The organism is Rhodococcus sp. NJ-530 (genome assembly GCF_003860625.1).
GTDB classification, from domain to species: domain Bacteria; phylum Actinomycetota; class Actinomycetes; order Mycobacteriales; family Mycobacteriaceae; genus Rhodococcus_F; species Rhodococcus_F qingshengii.
The window spans coordinates 3,103,497-3,118,933 of the sequence record NZ_CP034152.1 but is presented as its reverse complement, the minus strand read 5'-3'; the positions used below and the strand labels follow the sequence as shown (position 1 = coordinate 3,118,933).

Genomic DNA, 15,437 nt, shown 5'->3' with positions numbered 1-15,437 from the left:
CTGTGAGCGATTCCGCGGCGGCATCAGATTGGGTGAATCCCCTTCGGGACAGCACCGACAAACGGCTTCCGCACATTGCGGGGCCCTGCGCCCTGGTGATTTTCGGTGTTACCGGCGACCTTGCCAGGCGCAAGCTCATGCCCGCCATCTACGACCTCGCCAACCGTGGACTGTTGCCGCCCGGATTCGCTCTGGTCGGGTTCGCCCGGCGTGACTGGACGGACGAGGACTTCACGAACGTCGTCCTCGAAGCAGTCAAGGACGGCGCTCGCACCAAGTTCCGTCAGGACGTCTGGGAGAGGCTCGCCGAAGGTATCCGGTTCGTGGAGGGCAGTTTCGACGAGGCCGAGGCCTTCCAGAACCTGTCCGACACGTTGGCCACGCTCGACAACGAACGTGGTATCGGCGGCAATCACGGTTTCTACCTTGCGATTCCGCCCAACGCGTTTCCTCAGGTGCTCGAGCAACTGTCGGCGTCGGGCCTCGCGCAGGCCGAGGACGGTCAGTGGCGACGAGTCGTCATCGAGAAGCCGTTCGGCCACGACCTCGAGAGCGCTCGCGAACTGAACGCCGTCGTCAACAAGGTTTTCCCCGAGGACACGGTCTTCCGTATCGACCACTACCTCGGTAAGGAAACCGTCCAGAACATTCTGGCTCTGCGCTTCGCGAACCAGTTGTTCGATCCGATCTGGAACGCGCACTACGTCGACCACGTTCAGATCACGATGGCCGAGGACATCGGCCTCGGTGGACGCGCGGGGTACTACGACGGCATCGGCGCGGCCCGTGACGTGATCCAGAACCACCTGCTGCAGTTGCTCGCGTTCACGGCGATGGAAGAACCCATCAGCTTCGAGCCGCTCAATCTGCAGGCGGAGAAGATCAAGGTCCTCTCGGCTACTCGCCTTGCAGAGCCCCTCGACGAGACCACCGCCCGCGGCCAGTACGCGGGCGGCTGGCAGGGTGGGCTGCCGGTGGTCGGGCTCCTCGAAGAAGACGGCTTCGCAGCGGACTCCATCACGGAGACCTTTGCCGCCATCACCCTCGAGGTCGACACCCGCCGCTGGGCGGGTGTGCCGTTCTACCTGCGCACGGGCAAACGACTCGGACGCCGTGTCACCGAGATCGCGGTGGTGTTCAAACGTGCACCGCACCTACCGTTCGACAAGACTATGACCGAAGACCTCGGCCAGAACGCTCTGGTCATCCGCGTGCAGCCCGACGAGGGCGTCACCATGCGGTTCGGCTCGAAGGTTCCCGGATCGAGCATGGAAGTCCGTGACGTCAACATGGACTTCTCGTACGGCCAGGCTTTCACCGAGTCGTCTCCGGAGGCGTACGAGCGGCTCATTCTCGACGTGTTGCTCGGCGAGCCGTCTCTGTTCCCGGTGAATGCCGAAGTCGAATTGTCTTGGGAGATCCTCGATCCCGTCCTCGAGCACTGGGCTGCCGGCGGTAAGCCGGAACCCTACGAGGCCGGAACGTGGGGACCACCGTCTGCGGACGAAATGATGCAACGCACCGGACGCGAATGGAGGCGACCCTAGTGATTCTCGATTTGCCGTCCACCACCACGGTCCAGGTCAGCAAGAAACTGGTCGAGGTACGTAAGACCGGCGGCGCTGTCACCTTGGGACGAGTGTTGACGCTCGTCGTCTGCACCAGGGACACCGGGAATGCCGAGGAAGCCATCGAGGCCGCCAACGAAGCAAGCCGCGAGCACCCATGCCGCGTCATCGTGCTTCTGCGTGGCGACGAGCAGAGTGAGCCCAGGCTCGATGCTCAGATCCGTGTCGGCGGGGACGCCGGCGCCTCGGAGGTTGTCGTGTTGCGTCTCTACGGTCCGCTTGCGGATCACGAGAGCAGCGTCGTCATCCCGTTCCTGCTCCCCGATACACCGGTAGTCGCGTGGTGGCCCCTCGAGGCACCCGAGATTCCGGCCAAGGATCCCGTCGGGAAGCTCGCGATACGGCGCATCACCGATGCCACCGGCGCCCCCGATCCGACCGCCACCATCAAGGGGCGACTCGCGTCGTACACCGCCGGCGATACCGATCTCGCCTGGAGTCGCGTCACCTACTGGCGCGCGCTCCTCGCGTCGGCTCTCGATCAGCCGCCGCACGAGAAGATCACCTCAGCGGTGGTCTCCGGTCTCAAAACCGAACCGGCACTGGATATTCTCGCCGGTTGGTTGGCGGCCAAGATCGACGGTCCGGTCATTCGACGTACGGGTGAGCTGACGGTCGAGTTGAAGCTCGAGACCCGCAGTATCTCCATCAGTCGTCCGCAGGAGGGCACGACCGCTACGTTGATCCGCACCGGTCAGCCTGACGCGCTGGTTTCTCTGGGTCGTCGAGAGACACGCGATTGCCTCGCCGAGGAATTGCGTCGGCTCGATCCGGACGAGATCTACGAAGAAGCTCTGGCCGGATTGGAGAAGGTGACCTATGAGTGATGTTGTCGTGGAGAAGTTTTCCGACGCCGGCCAACTTGTCGGCGCTGCCGCCGCACGCCTGGTCACGACCATCGTCGATGCCCAGAAGGCTCGCGGGTTTGCGTCCATCGTGCTGACTGGCGGTGGAACCGGCATCGCACTTCTCGAGAAGTTGCGTGAAGCTCCCGGCGACATCGACTGGTCGCAGATCGATCTGTACTGGGGCGACGAACGGTTCCTGCCGTCCGGCGATCCCGAGCGGAACGAAGTGCAAGCACGTGAGGCGCTTCTCGATCATGTGCCGGTCGATCCCGACAGGGTACATGCGATGGCCGCATCCGACGGTATCTACGACGGTGATCCACACGGGGCGGCGACGGCGTACGAACAACTGCTGGGCGCTCAGGCACACGGGAATCAGGTTCCGACGTTCGACGTGCACCTGCTCGGTATGGGCGGCGAAGGACACGTCAACTCGTTGTTCCCGCATACCGACGCTGTTCGCGAAGAAGCGCGTTTCGTAGTCGCGGTGACGGACTCCCCCAAGCCGCCACCGGTGCGGATCACCCTCACGTTGCCTGCTGTTCGGCGAGCCAAGGAGGTCTGGCTGCTCGTCTCGGGTGCTGCAAAGGCCGAGGCCGTTGCCAAAGCCGTCGGAGGTGCTTCGGCCGACGACTGGCCGTCCGCCGGCGCCACCGGTTTGGTTGCGACACGTTGGTTCCTCGATTCGGACGCTGCCTCGCAGCTTCCCTGATCTGATTTCCCTGATCTGATTTCACAGATCTGATTTCACACCGGTCGGGAATCGTCTTCGGGCGATTCCCGGCTTGGTGGTACGTCGACGACTTCCTCACCGTGGCGACTTTCGACTACCCGCCGAGTCCGGATCCGATGCGAATTTCCTTTTGACGGAACGGAACTCAATCCCGAGATCCCGTTTCTCCAACCAGCACTGCGCCCCACACAACGATCCATCTCTCCCCTACCTCCTTCATCCGAGTGATTACTACCTTGGACGCCGCGAAGTAAGGTTCGGTTCCGCAGATCGCGTTCACTCTTGAACGAAGCAATCCAGGCGAGAACAATCGAACAATGTCGTGGACACCGAATCCGGACGCACTTCGCGGGCGAGTGGCTGTAGTTGCCGGGGCGACGAGGGGCGCCGGACGCGGAATCGCCGCGGCCTTGGGCGAGGCCGGTGCAACCGTCATCTGCACTGGCCGGAGCACATCTGCCGGAATTCTTCAGTCGGACTATCCGCGCGGAGAGACCATCGAAGAGACGGCAGAGCTGGTCACCGAGCTGGGCGGCGTCGGCGTGCCGATTGCCGTCGATCATCTCAAGAGCAAACAAGTGGCTGATCTCGCCGAACGCTTGCGAATCGACTATCACCATATCGACATCTTGGTCAACGACATCTGGGGCGCGGAATTACTCAAGGGTGGGCCGGCGGAGTGGAACACGCCGGTATGGGAACACGATCTGGACAAGGGGTTTCACATCTTGCGTCTGGCGATCGACACCCACATCACCACGTCGCACCACCTCCTGCCGCTCATGACTGATCGGCCAGGCGGACTGGTCGCCGAAATAACCGATGGCACTACCGAATACAACGCATCGAACTATCGCATCTCGGTGTTCTACGACTTGGCCAAGGTGTCCGTGAACAGGCTCGCATTTTCGCAAGGCCACGAACTTGCCCCGTTCGGCTGTACTGCCGTCGCCATCACTCCCGGGTTCCTGCGATCGGAGATGATGCTCGAGAATTTTGGTGTCGGCGAATCGAATTGGCGTGACGCTTTGTTGCCGGAGCGGGATGGTCCGACTGCGCCCGCGGATTTCGCACGCTCCGAGTCACCAAGATTCATCGGACGTGCGATCGCGGCCATCGCTGCCGATCCGAATCGACAGCGATGGAATCAGCGATCGGTCAGTTCAGGCGAACTCGGAACGGAATACGGGTTCACCGACGCGGACGGCAGCCGCCCCGATTTCTGGCATTACCAACGCTGAACGTGACTAGTCAACGATCTTCCGACGAGCCGTCTACCTCGCGGTAAGACCACCCCCGCAGAAAGCGCCTTGCGTTGGCCAGGTAGGCGCGCAGATGCGTGAGCATGCCGGCGAACTCCCAAGGTTCCAGATTTTTCATACCTAATGGTCTCATTTGTCCCCCAAGTCGCCGCAATTGGGAGTCGGAGCGCGATTATGATCCGCGCATGGCCGAATTCGCGACGATCAACGAATACATCGCTTCGTTTCCCACCGACGTGCAACCAGCCCTCGAGAGTATCCGCGAGACGATTCACAACACGGTTCCAGGCCTCGATGAGACCATCAGCTATCAGATGCCGACCATGACGGTGCACGGAAAGAACCTGATTCACTTCGCAGGCTGGAAAAACCACATCTCGATGTACCCGCTCCCGGCGGGTGACGCCGAGTTCGAGAAGTCCGTCGACCCTTACCGGGCTGCGAAATCAACGGTGAAGTTCCCGCTGAACAAACCGATCCCTCTCGATCTCGTGGCTCAGATCGTCGAATTGCTCGCGCAGCGCCACTAACGTCCGTTCTCGTCGGAGCCTTGTGAGAACGTATGGCCGTGCAGAGACAACCCATCCGCCGCATCAAGGCCGGGCCATCGTCGGGCGCCGACGTAGGCAGCTGGCCGATGACGGTGCCTGCAGTCGCGCAGATCGTTCAGCACGGTCTCGAGCTACCACCGGGTGTCACCATTCTGGTCGGCGAAAACGGAGCGGGAAAGTCGACCGTCATCGAAATTATTGCCGCCGTTCTCGGTCTCAACGCCGAAGGCGGGTCGACCAATACGCGGCATCAGACTCGATCGAGTGAACCGGGCGGCCTCGACCTTGTGCTCGAGCGGAGTCCCGGAGCATCGAAGTGGGCGTACTACCTCCGAGACGAAACCCTGCACGGTTTGTACACGTACTTGGAGGACAACCCCAATCCCAAGCGACCTGAACCGCTTTACCATCACCTCTCCCACGGTGAGGCGCTGCTCGAGATCCTGTCGTCGAGGACCTCCGACGGCGGCTTCTATCTCATCGACGAACCCGATGCCGCACTCTCCTTCCAGGGGACCCTGACACTGGCCGCGCTGCTCGGCGAGCTGGTGGAATCCGGCGCGCAGGCGGTGATCGCGACGCACTCGCCGATCATCGCGGCGCTGCCGAACGCCAACCTGCTCGAGATCGGCGAATGGGGAATCCGAGCTTCGAGCTGGGAGGACCTCGATCTGGTGTCGAACTGGCAGCGGTTCCTTCACGACCCGCACACGTACCTGCGCCATCTGATCTAACCTGGAACTCCACCCCAGGAGGCCTCCATGGCATACGACAAAGCGCTGGCTGAGCGTATCCGCGATGCGCTCTCGGGCGAGGACGACGTCGAGGAAGTAAAGATGTTCGGTGGGCTGAGCTTCATGGTGAACGGGAAGCTGGCCGCCAGTGCGAACTCACACGGCAACATCATGGTTCGGTGTGACCCCGATCGAGTCGACGAGCTTCTGACGCACAAGGGTGCAAGCTGGCCCGAGATGCGGGGTAAGCCGATGAGCAAGGGATGGATCGTCGTCGACCGAACCGGGACGAGTTCGAACGTCGAATTCAACGCGTGGATCAAGGAAGCTCTGGACTTCGTTCACTGACAGCTGGGGTGCGTTGCCGAAGATATCTGACGAGACTGGTGTGGCCGCGGGCTCTCGCGTCGGTGAGAGACTAAACCGTGCCCGATCGACCTGAGATTGTCTGTATCTGCGGCTCTGCGGCTCTGCGCGATTCGCTGAAGAGATGCGGGAGGCGAACCGCGACCTGACGTTCGCGGGCGTGATCGTCGTCGCGCCGGTTGAAGCAGACGAGGCGGTCTCTGTCGAGCAGAAGATCCTGCTCGACGCGCTCCACCTACGCAAGATCGACCTCGCCGATCGGGTTCTGGTCGTCAACCCTCGCGGATACATCGGTGAGTCCACGCGCCGAGAGATCGCGTACGCGCGCGCCGCCGGCAAACCAGTGTCGTTCACGACGCCGTTTGAACAGTAAGCGCCTCGTCGGTGCGGGCTGCAACGAATGTTCTCACGCCGAGTTGCTCGAGCCCTAGCGCCGGTTCAATCAATTTCGCTCGATTCGGCAAAAGTGAACTGGGCGGCCCTTAGACTCCGGAAAAGCATTGGATTGGGCGGCTCGACGCCGCGGAGGAAAGGTGGTCCGTCCCGTGACGTTCACACCCAATCAGCCGGATCACCAACGCGCCTTCGGGTTTCAGCTGCCGTCGACCCGCGCAATTCCCTCCCTCATGCCCGACCGTTTCGGACCTAGCCTCATCGGATCGCTCTGGGCGTGCGCCGGGATCGTCGCCGGAAGCCTCGGCCCGTGGACGTCATCCTCCGCGCTGGACCACAGTGGTATCGACGAATGCGGAGTGATCACTCTCGTCCTCGCTCTGTGTGCGGTGACCGCGCTGATCACCCTCATGGTTCGAGACGTCACGCCCGAGATCAAGAATCACTGCACCGGCCCTTTGGTCGGAATCGCGGTCTTGATCGTTGCCGTCGGAAACGCCGCGTCCATCGTGCGACGTAGTACCGAGTTCGCAGGGCACACTGCCGGACCGTCCATCGGGTGGGGACTGTGGGTGGTCATCGCGTCCGCAGTGATCCTGTGCATCACGTCGTCGACCGTCGCGCACATGATCAGGTTTCAGGCAGCAACGATCACAAGGTCTTGATCAGACCGCCGTCGATCACGAAATCCGCGCCTGTCACGTTCCCCGCACGATCGCTGGCGAGGAACAACACCAGGTCGGCAACCTCTTCGGGGAAGGTGAACCGCCCAGTCTCGGCTCCGGCCGCGGCGCTTTCGACGATGTCGTCGGCGGCTGATCCGCTCGCCTTCGCCAGCGTCGAGGCCACTCCGTGCTTGCCGAGCCACAACTCCGTTTGCACCGGGCCAGGGCTGACGGTATTGACGCGGATCCCCTGCCCGCCCAGTTCTTTGGACAACGACTTCGAGAAGTTGGTCAACGCCGCTTTGGCGGCGCTGTAGTCGATCACCGTGGGGTCAGGTAAGAATGCGTTGACCGAACTGATCGTCACGATGCTCCCGCCACCTCGGCGGATCAACTCCGGCAGCGCAGCGCGAACAGTGCGTACAGCCGACAAGAACGTCAGATTGAACGACGCCGCCCACTCTTCGTCTGTGATGGCCGCGAAACCGCTCGTTCTCGGGGTGACGGCGCCGACGTTGTTGACCAGGATGTCGACGCCGCCCCTCGCTGCTGCAACCTCGAGCAGTCGGGTTGACCCTTCGACACTCGCGAGGTCGACGCCGACAAAGGTGACGGCGCCGCCGGACTGCAGCGATTCGAGTTCCGGCGAGAGCGTCCGCGAGCCCGCGACGACGTGGACTCCCTCGGCCACCAGGGCCCGAGTGATCGCCAACCCGATACCTTTTCCCGCGCCGGTAACGACGGCAGTTCGTCCGTCCAATTGCAGATCCACTGCGGTCCCCGTTCGGTCCGGTGCGCAGCGTTGGGTGTGCGTGCGACAGCTCTAGAGTCGCCGCACGCACACCCTGGTAAACCTGCAGAACCAGCCGCTGTTACCTAGCCACTGTTACGAAGCGCAGTGGCAAGGCCGTTCATCGTCAGCTGGATACCCCGACGCACCTGATCGCTCTCGTCGCCGGAACGGTACCGACGGATCAGCTCGACCTGTAGATGGTTGAGAGGTTCGAGGTACGGGAACCGGTTGTGGACCGACCGCTCGAGGCCCGAGTTGTCGGCAAAGAGGTTCTCGTTGCCCGTGATTGCCTTGTACATGCGAATTGTGCGTTCGTGCTCGTCGGTGATCATTCCGAAGACTCGATCGCGCAGTTCGGCGTCGGGCACGAGGTCCGCGTACCGGGCCGCCAAACCGAGATCCGACTTCGACATCACCATGGCCATGTTCGAGAGCACGGTTCGGAAGAACGGCCACTTCTCGTACAGGGCCGTCAACGTGGCAAGCCGAGTGTCGTCTCCGTCTATCCATCTTTCGAACGCGGCGCCGGTTCCGTACCAACCCGGAAGCATCACGCGAGACTGACTCCACGAGAGCACCCAGGGAATCGCTCGCAGATCGGAGATCGCCTTGGTCTGCTTGCGCGAGGCCGGACGAGAGCCGATGTTGAGTGCCCCGATCTCGGCGACCGGTGTCGACGCTTCGAAGTACTGCACGAATCCTGGTGTGTCGTGGACCAATTCGCTGTACGCGGTGCGGGCGAGGGCCGCGAGCTCGTCCAGTACCGCGTAGGCAGCGTCGGCATCGCTGCCGAGTCCTTCGACGTCGAGCAACGTCGACTCGATAGTCGCGGCGATGAGTGTTTCGAGGTTGCGATGTGCCAGACGCGGTTCGGCGTACTTGGCCGCAATCACCTCACCCTGCTCGGTGATTCGCAGAGAACCAGCGACTGCACCGGGAGGCTGAGCCAGAATCGCTTCGTAACTCGGTCCGCCGCCACGTCCGACGGTTCCGCCGCGGCCGTGGAAGAGCCTCAACCTGATTCCGCTCTTACGCGCGGCATCGACGAGGTCGAGCTCGGCACGGTACAGCGCCCAGTTGGCAGCTAGATAGCCACCGTCCTTGTTCGAGTCGGAGTACCCGAGCATCACTTCCTGACTGTCACCGCGAGAACGGACGATCGCACGATAGATCGGGATGTCGAGCGTCGCCAGCAATGTGTCGGCGCCGCCCTGCAGATCCTCGATCGTCTCGAACAACGGGACGATTCCGATCGGGCAGGAGGGTTCGCTGCCGACGCCCGGATCGAGCACCCCGACCTCTTTGAGCAGCACTGCGGCCTCGAGCATGTCACTGACCGAGGTACACATGCTGATGATGTAGTTGGGTACCGCACCCGCTCCGAGAACCCGCACTGCCTTGGCACCGGCCGCCATGATGGCCAGTTCCTTGGTGGTCAATTCGCTGAACTCGGCGTCCGGCGAAGTCAGTGGTCGCCGCGTCGTCAACTCGGCCGACAGCAATTCGACTCGATCGGCTTCCGGCAAGGACGCGTAGTCCGGGTGAACTCCGGCCCACGCCAGAAGTTCTGCGACGACGCTTTCGTGTACCTCGGAGTTCTGCCGCATGTCCAGACCGGACAGGTGAAAGCCGAACACCTCCACCGCTTCTCGGAGCCGATCGAGTCGATCGTCGGCGATGGTCTCGTCACCGAAACGACGCAACGAGGTGTCGATGATTCCGAGATCCCGCTGCAACTGTGCCGGGTCGGTGTACGCCTCGAGTCCGTCGTCGGAGCCGTGGGCGGGCAACTCCCCCAGTACCGTCAGTGCTGTGGCGCTCAAGCGCCCGCGGATACCGCGAATCGCGCGACGGTACGGCTCGTCGGCCCGGAAGGCAGAGTCGTCGCCGGAGGTAGACGCCAGCAGATCGAGTTCGGGCGTGACGGAAACCAGCCGCGCCGACATCGACAGTTCACGCTCGAGATGTTCGAGTTCCTCGAGGTGATGCTCGAGAGCAGTCGCCGCAGCGCGCGACGTGGCGCGCTGGACGATTTCGCCGGTCACGTACGGATTGCCGTCTCGGTCACCGCCGATCCACGAACCCGGCCTCAGGATCGGTTCCGGCAGCAGGCCAGCTTCCGGCCAACGCGCGCGCAGAGCTTTGCGAACCTCCGCATTGATCTTCGGAATCACCTCGAACAACGCTGCGTCGTAGTAGCGCAGGCCTACCTCGATTTCATCCTGGATGCGGAGGCGGCTGAGCCGGATCAGAGCCGTCTGCCACAGGGTCAGGATCTGACGGCGCAATTGCAGATCTACATCAGCGGTTTCTGCGACGCTCAGCGCCGTGCGCTCGCGGTATCGCATCAACTCGGTGATCCGACTCTGCGTCTCGAACACCGTACGGCGTCGAGTCTCCGTCGGGTGAGCGGTGATGACGGGTGAGACCAGGGCGCCCCGAAGCGCTTCTTCGACGGTGGCCGAATCGATATCGGCTGCATCAAGTTTGGTGTACGTGGCCGCGAGAGTGCTGTCGCGGGGCGGTTCCCCCGCATTGACGTGGATGGCCCGTCGACGCTCGCGATGGATGTCCTCGGCCAGGTTGGCGAGCAGTGCGAAGTGACTGAACGCCCGGATGACGGGAATGGCGTCGTCCGTACTGATTTCGGCGAACAGCGACACCAGTTCGGCGCGATCGATCTCCGAACGACGGACTCGGAACGACTCGACACGGGCTCGCTCGACCAGATCGAACACATTGTCGCCGGCTTGCTCTCGCACTATTTGTCCGAGTATTCCGCCGAGAAGCCGGATGTCTTCGCGCAGCGGCTCGGTGGCCTCTCGCGGTGTTTCTCGATGCGACGCGGTTTCAGTCATCACACAATTATCGACCGAAACAAAGAACCCCGCTCGATAGGCGGGGTTCCGTGTCTGAAATTCGTGTGTGAAAAACTACCGGCTGTAAGTCATGAGCCGAGAATCAGGCGAACTTGATCTCCAGGCCGATGCCGACGATCGAAATGAGCCAGATCAACGCGGTGAAGACCGTCAACCGATCGAGGTTCTTCTCGACAACAGTCGATCCGGACAGGCTGGACTGGACACCGCCACCGAACAGACTCGACAAACCGCCGCCCTTACCGCGATGCAGGAGCACCAAGGCGATGAGGAGCAAGCTGGTGATGACCAGCAGGATATCCAGGAACAGTTTCATGTCTGTCTACGTCCACCAATCCAATAGGGACAACTACAACCGATAACACCATACAGGCGCGCGCAGATAGCCTGACCACATACCCGCCTCGCACATGACTTTGCACCCGGCCAGGCACGACTCTTGGTCAGTGGCATCGATCACACTGTCGAGATACCGATTCAGTAGTTTTTCAGTTGACGCGACTCTACCTCCGAAAGGCCGGCTCCATGCTTTCCGACACTGCCCTGCCCAACACTGCCCTGCCCGACACACCCCTGCCTGACACACCGCGTCTGGCTTCGATTCACAACTTCCGCGACGTGGCCGGCCCCGGGTACGTCACGACCAGCGGACAGGCGATGAGCCGCGGAGTCTTCTACCGTGCAAACGTACTGACGCCCTCGCCCGAGGATCTTGCAATCGTGGAATCGCTGGGGCTGACCGCCGTCTATGACGTGCGCTCCGAAACCGAGGCGAACGAAACTCCCGACATCGTGCCGGCGCCGGCGATGTACGCCCACATTCCCATCCTGTCCGGAAACATCCACGCCGAAGCGATGGCTCTCCGAACAGCGGACGCTGCAACAGCTTTCATGCAGAACATCAATCGCAGCTTTGTCGCAGACCCCGTCACTCGGAACGGATTTTCGCAGTTGTTCGCCGCCCTGGCGACCACCGAGGGGCCGCAACTCTTCCACTGCACGGCGGGCAAGGACCGAACAGGTTGGGCGGCAGCACTACTGCAGACACTCGCTGGTGTACCGCGCGAAACGATCACGGCGGACTACCTGCTCACGAACACGTACTCGGCCGAGTACATCGATGCAACAGTCGCGAAGATCGCCGCTGCCACAGATGCAGACAAGGGCGAGGTGATCCGGTTGCTGCTTTCCGTCGACGCGAGTTACCTGGGCGCTGCCTTCGAGCAGGTCGAGCACCACTACGGGACCGTCGAGAACTATCTGACCGCCGGGTTGGAGCTTGCTCCCGAACTCGTCGGCGCTCTGGAAACCAAACTGGTGAGCTGACTCGCGAACAAAAAACTGCGGGTGTGTGGCCTACTCGGTCACACACCCGCAGTCTTAGTCTCGAGCAGTTTCAGCTCACTACCCGATCATCACGGGAGTGGACCGCCTGCAGCGATCGCAGACAGTGTCGCGAACTCGTCAGCCTTGAGTGACGCGCCGCCGACAAGAGCGCCGTCGACGTCGGTCTGGCCGACGATCTCTCCGACGTTCTTCGAGCTGACGCTACCGCCGTACAGAACGCGAACGCCGGCCGCGACCTCGGCGTCGGCAAGTTCGGCCACTGTTGCTCGTACCGCAGCACACACTTCCTGTGCATCGGCGGCAGAAGCGACACGGCCGGTGCCGATGGCCCAGACAGGTTCGTACGCAATGACGATCTTGGAGATCTCCTCCGCGCTCAGGCCCGCCAACGAACCCTTGAGCTGTTCGACGTTGTAGGCGACATGCTCGCCCGCTTCGCGGATCTCGAGGCCTTCGCCGATGCACACGATCGGCGTGAGGCCGTTCTTGAGAGCGGCCTTCGTCTTCGCGAGGACGGTCTCGTTGGTCTCACCGTGAAGGGTGCGACGCTCGGAGTGACCGACCACGACGAAGGTGCAACCGAGCTTGGCCAGCATGGAGCCGCTGATCTCGCCCGTGAACGCACCCGAGTCATGAGCCGAGACATCTTGCGCGCCGTACGTGAGGAGGAGCTTGTCGCCCTCGATCAGCGTCTGGACGCTTCGGATGTCGGTGAACGGCGGGATGACCGTGACGTCCACTTTGTCGAAGTACTTCGCAGGCAAAGAGAAAGCGATCTTCTGCACCAGGGCGATAGCCTCGAGGTGGTTCAGATTCATCTTCCAGTTGCCGGCGATCAACGGCTTACGTGCCATGTCGGATCAGCCTTCCAGTACTGCGATGCCAGGCAGCTCTTTGCCCTCGAGGTACTCGAGGGAAGCGCCACCACCGGTGGAAATGTGCGAGAAGCCCTCGTCCGGGATACCGAGCTGACGAACGGCTGCTGCGGAGTCGCCGCCGCCGACGACGCTGAAGGCGCCCTTCTCGGTTGCCTCCACGATTGCCTCGGCGACACCGCGGGTGCCTGCCTCGAACTTCGGGAACTCGAACACGCCCATCGGGCCGTTCCAGAACACCGTCTTGGCGCCGGTCAGGATCGCGGCAAAGCGCTTGACCGACTCCGGTCCGATGTCCAGACCCATCCAGCCGTCGGGAATCTTGTCGAACGGAACGATCTTCGACTCGGCATCGGCCGAGAAGGAGTCCGCGACGACAACATCCTGAGGGATGTGGATGACGTCGGCGTACCGGTCGAGGAGATCCTTGCAGGTCTCGATCATGGACTCTTCGCACAGCGAATTGCCCACGGACACACCCTGAGCCGCGAGGAACGTGTAGAACATTCCGCCGCCGATCACCAGAGTGTCGACCTTCGGCGCCAGTGCCTCGATGACGGCCAGCTTGTCCGAGACCTTGGAGCCACCGAGCACCACCGCGTACGGACGCGCCGCGTCCTGCGTGAGCTTGGCGAGCACCTCGACCTCGGCGCCGACCAGGTATCCGGCGTAATGCGGGAGCAGCTTCGCGACGTCGAAGACCGACGCCTGCTTACGGTGAACAACACCGAATCCGTCGGAGACGAATGCGCCGTCGTCACCGACCAGCTCGACGAGAGCCTTGGCGAGCTTGACCCGCTCGGCTTCGTCCTTGCTGGTCTCGCGAGGGTCGAAACGGATGTTCTCGAGCATCAGGACGTCACCGTCGGTGAGTCCTTCGGAACGAGCCAGCGCGTCCTGTCCCACGACGTCACCGGCGAGTTGCACGTTGCGACCGAGGATTTCGGCCAACTTCGCGGCAACCGGTGCGAGGGAGAACTTGGGATCGGGCTGACCGTCGGGGCGCCCGAGGTGCGCGGTCACGATGACCTTCGCTCCACCCTCGGCAAGTGCCCGCAGGGTGGGAGCGGACGCGACGATGCGACCCGGGTCCGTGATTTCTCCGCCATCCAACGGGACGTTGAGGTCGGAACGCACCAGTACGGTGCGCCCTTCGACCCCAGCGTCCAGCAGATCCTTCAGCGTCTGAACTGCCACTGTTATCGAAACTCCGCTCAGAGAGACTTGGCGACGAGGCCGATGAGGTCGGCGAGGCGGTTGGAGTAGCCCCACTCGTTGTCGTACCAGGAGACGATCTTGACCTGGTCGTCGATGACCTTCGTCAGACCCGAGTCGAAGATCGACGAGTGCGGGTCGGTGACGATGTCCGAGGAGACGATCGGTGCGTCGGTGTACTTCAGGATGCCCTTGAGGGGTCCTTCGGCAGCAGCCTTCATCGCAGCGTTGATCTCGTCGGCGGTGGCCGACTTCTTCAGGTTCGCGGTGAGGTCGGTGACCGAGCCCGTGGGGATCGGCACGCGCAGTGCGTAGCCGTCGAGCTTGCCGAGCAGCTGCGGGAGAACCAGGCCGATTGCCTTGGCTGCACCGGTACCGGTGGGAACGATGTTGAGGGCAGCTGCGCGGGCGCGACGGAGGTCTGCGTGCGGAGCGTCCTGCAGGTTCTGATCCTGGGTGTACGCGTGGATCGTGGTCATCAGACCCTTGACGATGCCGAACTCGTCGTCGAGAACCTTGGCGATGGGGCCGAGGCAGTTGGTGGTGCACGACGCGTTGGAGATGATGTTCTGGCTGCCGTCGTACTTGTCGTCGTTGACGCCCATCACGATGGTGATGTCTTCACCCTTGGCCGGAGCCGAGATGATGACCTTCTTGGCGCCGGCTTCGAGGTGTCCCTTGGCCTTTGCGGCGTCGGTGAAGATGCCGGTGGACTCGACGACGACGTCGACGCCCAGCTCGCCCCAGGGAAGTTCGTTCAACGGGCCACGGTGTGCGAGGGCCTTGATGCGCTGATCGCCGACGACGATCGTGTCGTCACCGTCGAGCGACACGTCGTACGGCAAACGGCCGAGGATGGAGTCGTACTTCAGCAGGTGAGCGAGCGTCGCGTTGTCAGTCAGGTCGTTGACTGCCACGATCTCGATATCGGTGGTTCCGAGCGCCTTCTGCGCATCCACCGCCCTGAAGAAGTTACGTCCGATACGGCCGAAACCGTTTACGCCAACCCGGACAGTCACAATTCGCTCCTTTGACCATGATTCTGGTGTGCAACTTGACCCACGCATACTCCGAATCCGTGTGTGCACGACGCGGACGTGGGGTTCATCGGTCGATGTGACTCATACCCTAATGCGCGTGGCCCGAAC

At 62.4% G+C, this 15,437-nt stretch carries 17 protein-coding genes; 10 read left to right on the top strand and 7 right to left on the bottom strand.

Features of this window, described 5'->3' with window-relative positions:
* Nucleotides 1–2 precede the first annotated feature (2 nt).
* From zwf to EHW12_RS14765, 4 genes are all read left to right on the top strand, one after another.
* Entirely contained in the window at nt 3–1,547 is a 1,545-nt protein-coding gene (zwf, locus tag EHW12_RS14780) for a glucose-6-phosphate dehydrogenase (protein ID WP_030536404.1), read from the top strand.
* Entirely contained in the window at nt 1,547–2,455 is a 909-nt protein-coding gene (gene opcA / locus EHW12_RS14775) for a glucose-6-phosphate dehydrogenase assembly protein OpcA (protein WP_003944921.1), read from the top strand. The genes zwf and opcA overlap by 1 nt, the downstream gene beginning before the upstream one ends.
* Nucleotides 2,448–3,188 (top strand): 6-phosphogluconolactonase, encoded by a 741-nt coding sequence (gene pgl / locus EHW12_RS14770; RefSeq protein ID WP_042919814.1) that lies wholly within the window; start codon nt 2,448–2,450, stop codon nt 3,186–3,188. Before opcA ends, pgl begins: the two co-directional genes overlap by 8 nt.
* A gap of 338 nt (nt 3,189–3,526) precedes the next feature.
* Nucleotides 3,527–4,450: an SDR family oxidoreductase gene (locus tag EHW12_RS14765; RefSeq protein ID WP_007727945.1), complete on the top strand. Its 924-nt coding sequence runs from the start codon at nt 3,527–3,529 to the stop codon at nt 4,448–4,450.
* A gap of 10 nt (nt 4,451–4,460) precedes the next feature.
* On the opposite strand, the gene EHW12_RS35860 is transcribed toward EHW12_RS14765, so the two are convergent.
* Nucleotides 4,461–4,589: a hypothetical protein gene (locus tag EHW12_RS35860; RefSeq protein WP_257226963.1), complete on the bottom strand. Its 129-nt coding sequence runs from the start codon at nt 4,587–4,589 to the stop codon at nt 4,461–4,463.
* A gap of 67 nt (nt 4,590–4,656) precedes the next feature.
* Here EHW12_RS35860 and EHW12_RS14760 point away from each other — a divergent pair, with 67 nt between their 5' ends.
* From EHW12_RS14760 to EHW12_RS14740, 5 genes are all read left to right on the top strand, one after another.
* Entirely contained in the window at nt 4,657–5,001 is a 345-nt protein-coding gene (locus tag EHW12_RS14760; RefSeq protein ID WP_030536407.1) for a DUF1801 domain-containing protein, read from the top strand.
* A gap of 32 nt (nt 5,002–5,033) precedes the next feature.
* Nucleotides 5,034–5,756, top strand: coding sequence for an AAA family ATPase (locus EHW12_RS14755; RefSeq protein ID WP_003944997.1), 723 nt, complete (start codon nt 5,034–5,036; stop codon nt 5,754–5,756).
* A 27-nt stretch (nt 5,757–5,783) separates the two neighbouring features.
* Nucleotides 5,784–6,104, top strand: coding sequence for a TfoX/Sxy family protein (locus EHW12_RS14750; RefSeq protein WP_003944891.1), 321 nt, complete (start codon nt 5,784–5,786; stop codon nt 6,102–6,104).
* A 142-nt stretch (nt 6,105–6,246) separates the two neighbouring features.
* Nucleotides 6,247–6,495 carry a hypothetical protein gene (locus tag EHW12_RS14745; RefSeq protein ID WP_218960106.1) on the top strand — a complete coding sequence of 83 codons (249 nt, stop codon included), beginning with the start codon at nt 6,247–6,249 and terminating at the stop codon, nt 6,493–6,495.
* 172 nt (nt 6,496–6,667) lie between these two features.
* The gene (locus EHW12_RS14740) at nt 6,668–7,180 is read left to right on the top strand and encodes a hypothetical protein (protein ID WP_241199167.1); all 513 of its coding nucleotides are present in this window, start codon (nt 6,668–6,670) and stop codon (nt 7,178–7,180) included.
* On the opposite strand, the gene EHW12_RS14735 is transcribed toward EHW12_RS14740, so the two are convergent.
* The 3 genes from EHW12_RS14735 to secG form a co-directional block, all read right to left on the bottom strand.
* The gene (locus tag EHW12_RS14735; protein WP_042919818.1) at nt 7,167–7,952 is read right to left on the bottom strand and encodes an oxidoreductase; all 786 of its coding nucleotides are present in this window, start codon (nt 7,950–7,952) and stop codon (nt 7,167–7,169) included. The two genes, EHW12_RS14740 and EHW12_RS14735, sit on opposite strands and share 14 nt — an antisense overlap.
* A gap of 104 nt (nt 7,953–8,056) precedes the next feature.
* Complete coding sequence (gene ppc / locus EHW12_RS14730) at nt 8,057–10,831, bottom strand: phosphoenolpyruvate carboxylase (protein ID WP_050656345.1); 2,775 nt, start codon at nt 10,829–10,831, stop codon at nt 8,057–8,059.
* Between the two features lie 103 nt (nt 10,832–10,934).
* Nucleotides 10,935–11,168, bottom strand: a complete 234-nt coding sequence (gene secG, locus EHW12_RS14725) for a preprotein translocase subunit SecG (RefSeq protein ID WP_003944946.1) — start codon at nt 11,166–11,168, stop codon at nt 10,935–10,937.
* A gap of 209 nt (nt 11,169–11,377) precedes the next feature.
* Between secG and EHW12_RS14720 the strand changes: the two genes are divergently transcribed.
* On the top strand, nt 11,378–12,178 hold the full coding sequence (locus EHW12_RS14720; protein ID WP_039972891.1) for a tyrosine-protein phosphatase: 801 nt from the start codon (nt 11,378–11,380) through the stop codon (nt 12,176–12,178).
* An 89-nt stretch (nt 12,179–12,267) separates the two neighbouring features.
* Here the strand turns inward: EHW12_RS14720 and tpiA are convergent, their stop codons facing one another.
* From tpiA to gap, 3 genes are read right to left on the bottom strand one after another with little or no spacing between them, the layout of a single operon-like run.
* Nucleotides 12,268–13,053, bottom strand: coding sequence for a triose-phosphate isomerase (gene tpiA / locus EHW12_RS14715; RefSeq protein WP_042919821.1), 786 nt, complete (start codon nt 13,051–13,053; stop codon nt 12,268–12,270).
* Between the two features lie 6 nt (nt 13,054–13,059).
* Complete coding sequence (locus tag EHW12_RS14710) at nt 13,060–14,271, bottom strand: phosphoglycerate kinase (protein ID WP_003944901.1); 1,212 nt, start codon at nt 14,269–14,271, stop codon at nt 13,060–13,062.
* Between the two features lie 17 nt (nt 14,272–14,288).
* Complete coding sequence (gene gap / locus EHW12_RS14705; RefSeq protein WP_003944851.1) at nt 14,289–15,308, bottom strand: type I glyceraldehyde-3-phosphate dehydrogenase; 1,020 nt, start codon at nt 15,306–15,308, stop codon at nt 14,289–14,291.
* Between the last annotated feature and the right edge of the window lie 129 nt (nt 15,309–15,437).

Bases quoted from the DNA above. Each gene is read 5' to 3' on its own strand.
- pgl (WP_042919814.1), top strand. From the start codon at position 2,448: ATGAGTGATGTTGTCGTGGAGAAGTTTTCCGACGCCGGCCAACTTGTC.
- EHW12_RS14765 (WP_007727945.1), top strand. From the start codon at position 3,527: ATGTCGTGGACACCGAATCCGGACGCACTTCGCGGGCGAGTGGCTGTA.
- EHW12_RS35860 (WP_257226963.1), bottom strand. From the start codon at position 4,589: ATGAAAAATCTGGAACCTTGGGAGTTCGCCGGCATGCTCACGCATCTG.
- EHW12_RS14760 (WP_030536407.1), top strand. From the start codon at position 4,657: ATGGCCGAATTCGCGACGATCAACGAATACATCGCTTCGTTTCCCACC.
- EHW12_RS14755 (WP_003944997.1), top strand. From the start codon at position 5,034: ATGGCCGTGCAGAGACAACCCATCCGCCGCATCAAGGCCGGGCCATCG.
- EHW12_RS14750 (WP_003944891.1), top strand. From the start codon at position 5,784: ATGGCATACGACAAAGCGCTGGCTGAGCGTATCCGCGATGCGCTCTCG.
- EHW12_RS14745 (WP_218960106.1), top strand. From the start codon at position 6,247: ATGCGGGAGGCGAACCGCGACCTGACGTTCGCGGGCGTGATCGTCGTC.
- ppc (WP_050656345.1), bottom strand. From the start codon at position 10,831: ATGACTGAAACCGCGTCGCATCGAGAAACACCGCGAGAGGCCACCGAG.
- secG (WP_003944946.1), bottom strand. From the start codon at position 11,168: ATGAAACTGTTCCTGGATATCCTGCTGGTCATCACCAGCTTGCTCCTC.
- EHW12_RS14720 (WP_039972891.1), top strand. From the start codon at position 11,378: ATGCTTTCCGACACTGCCCTGCCCAACACTGCCCTGCCCGACACACCC.
- tpiA (WP_042919821.1), bottom strand. From the start codon at position 13,053: ATGGCACGTAAGCCGTTGATCGCCGGCAACTGGAAGATGAATCTGAAC.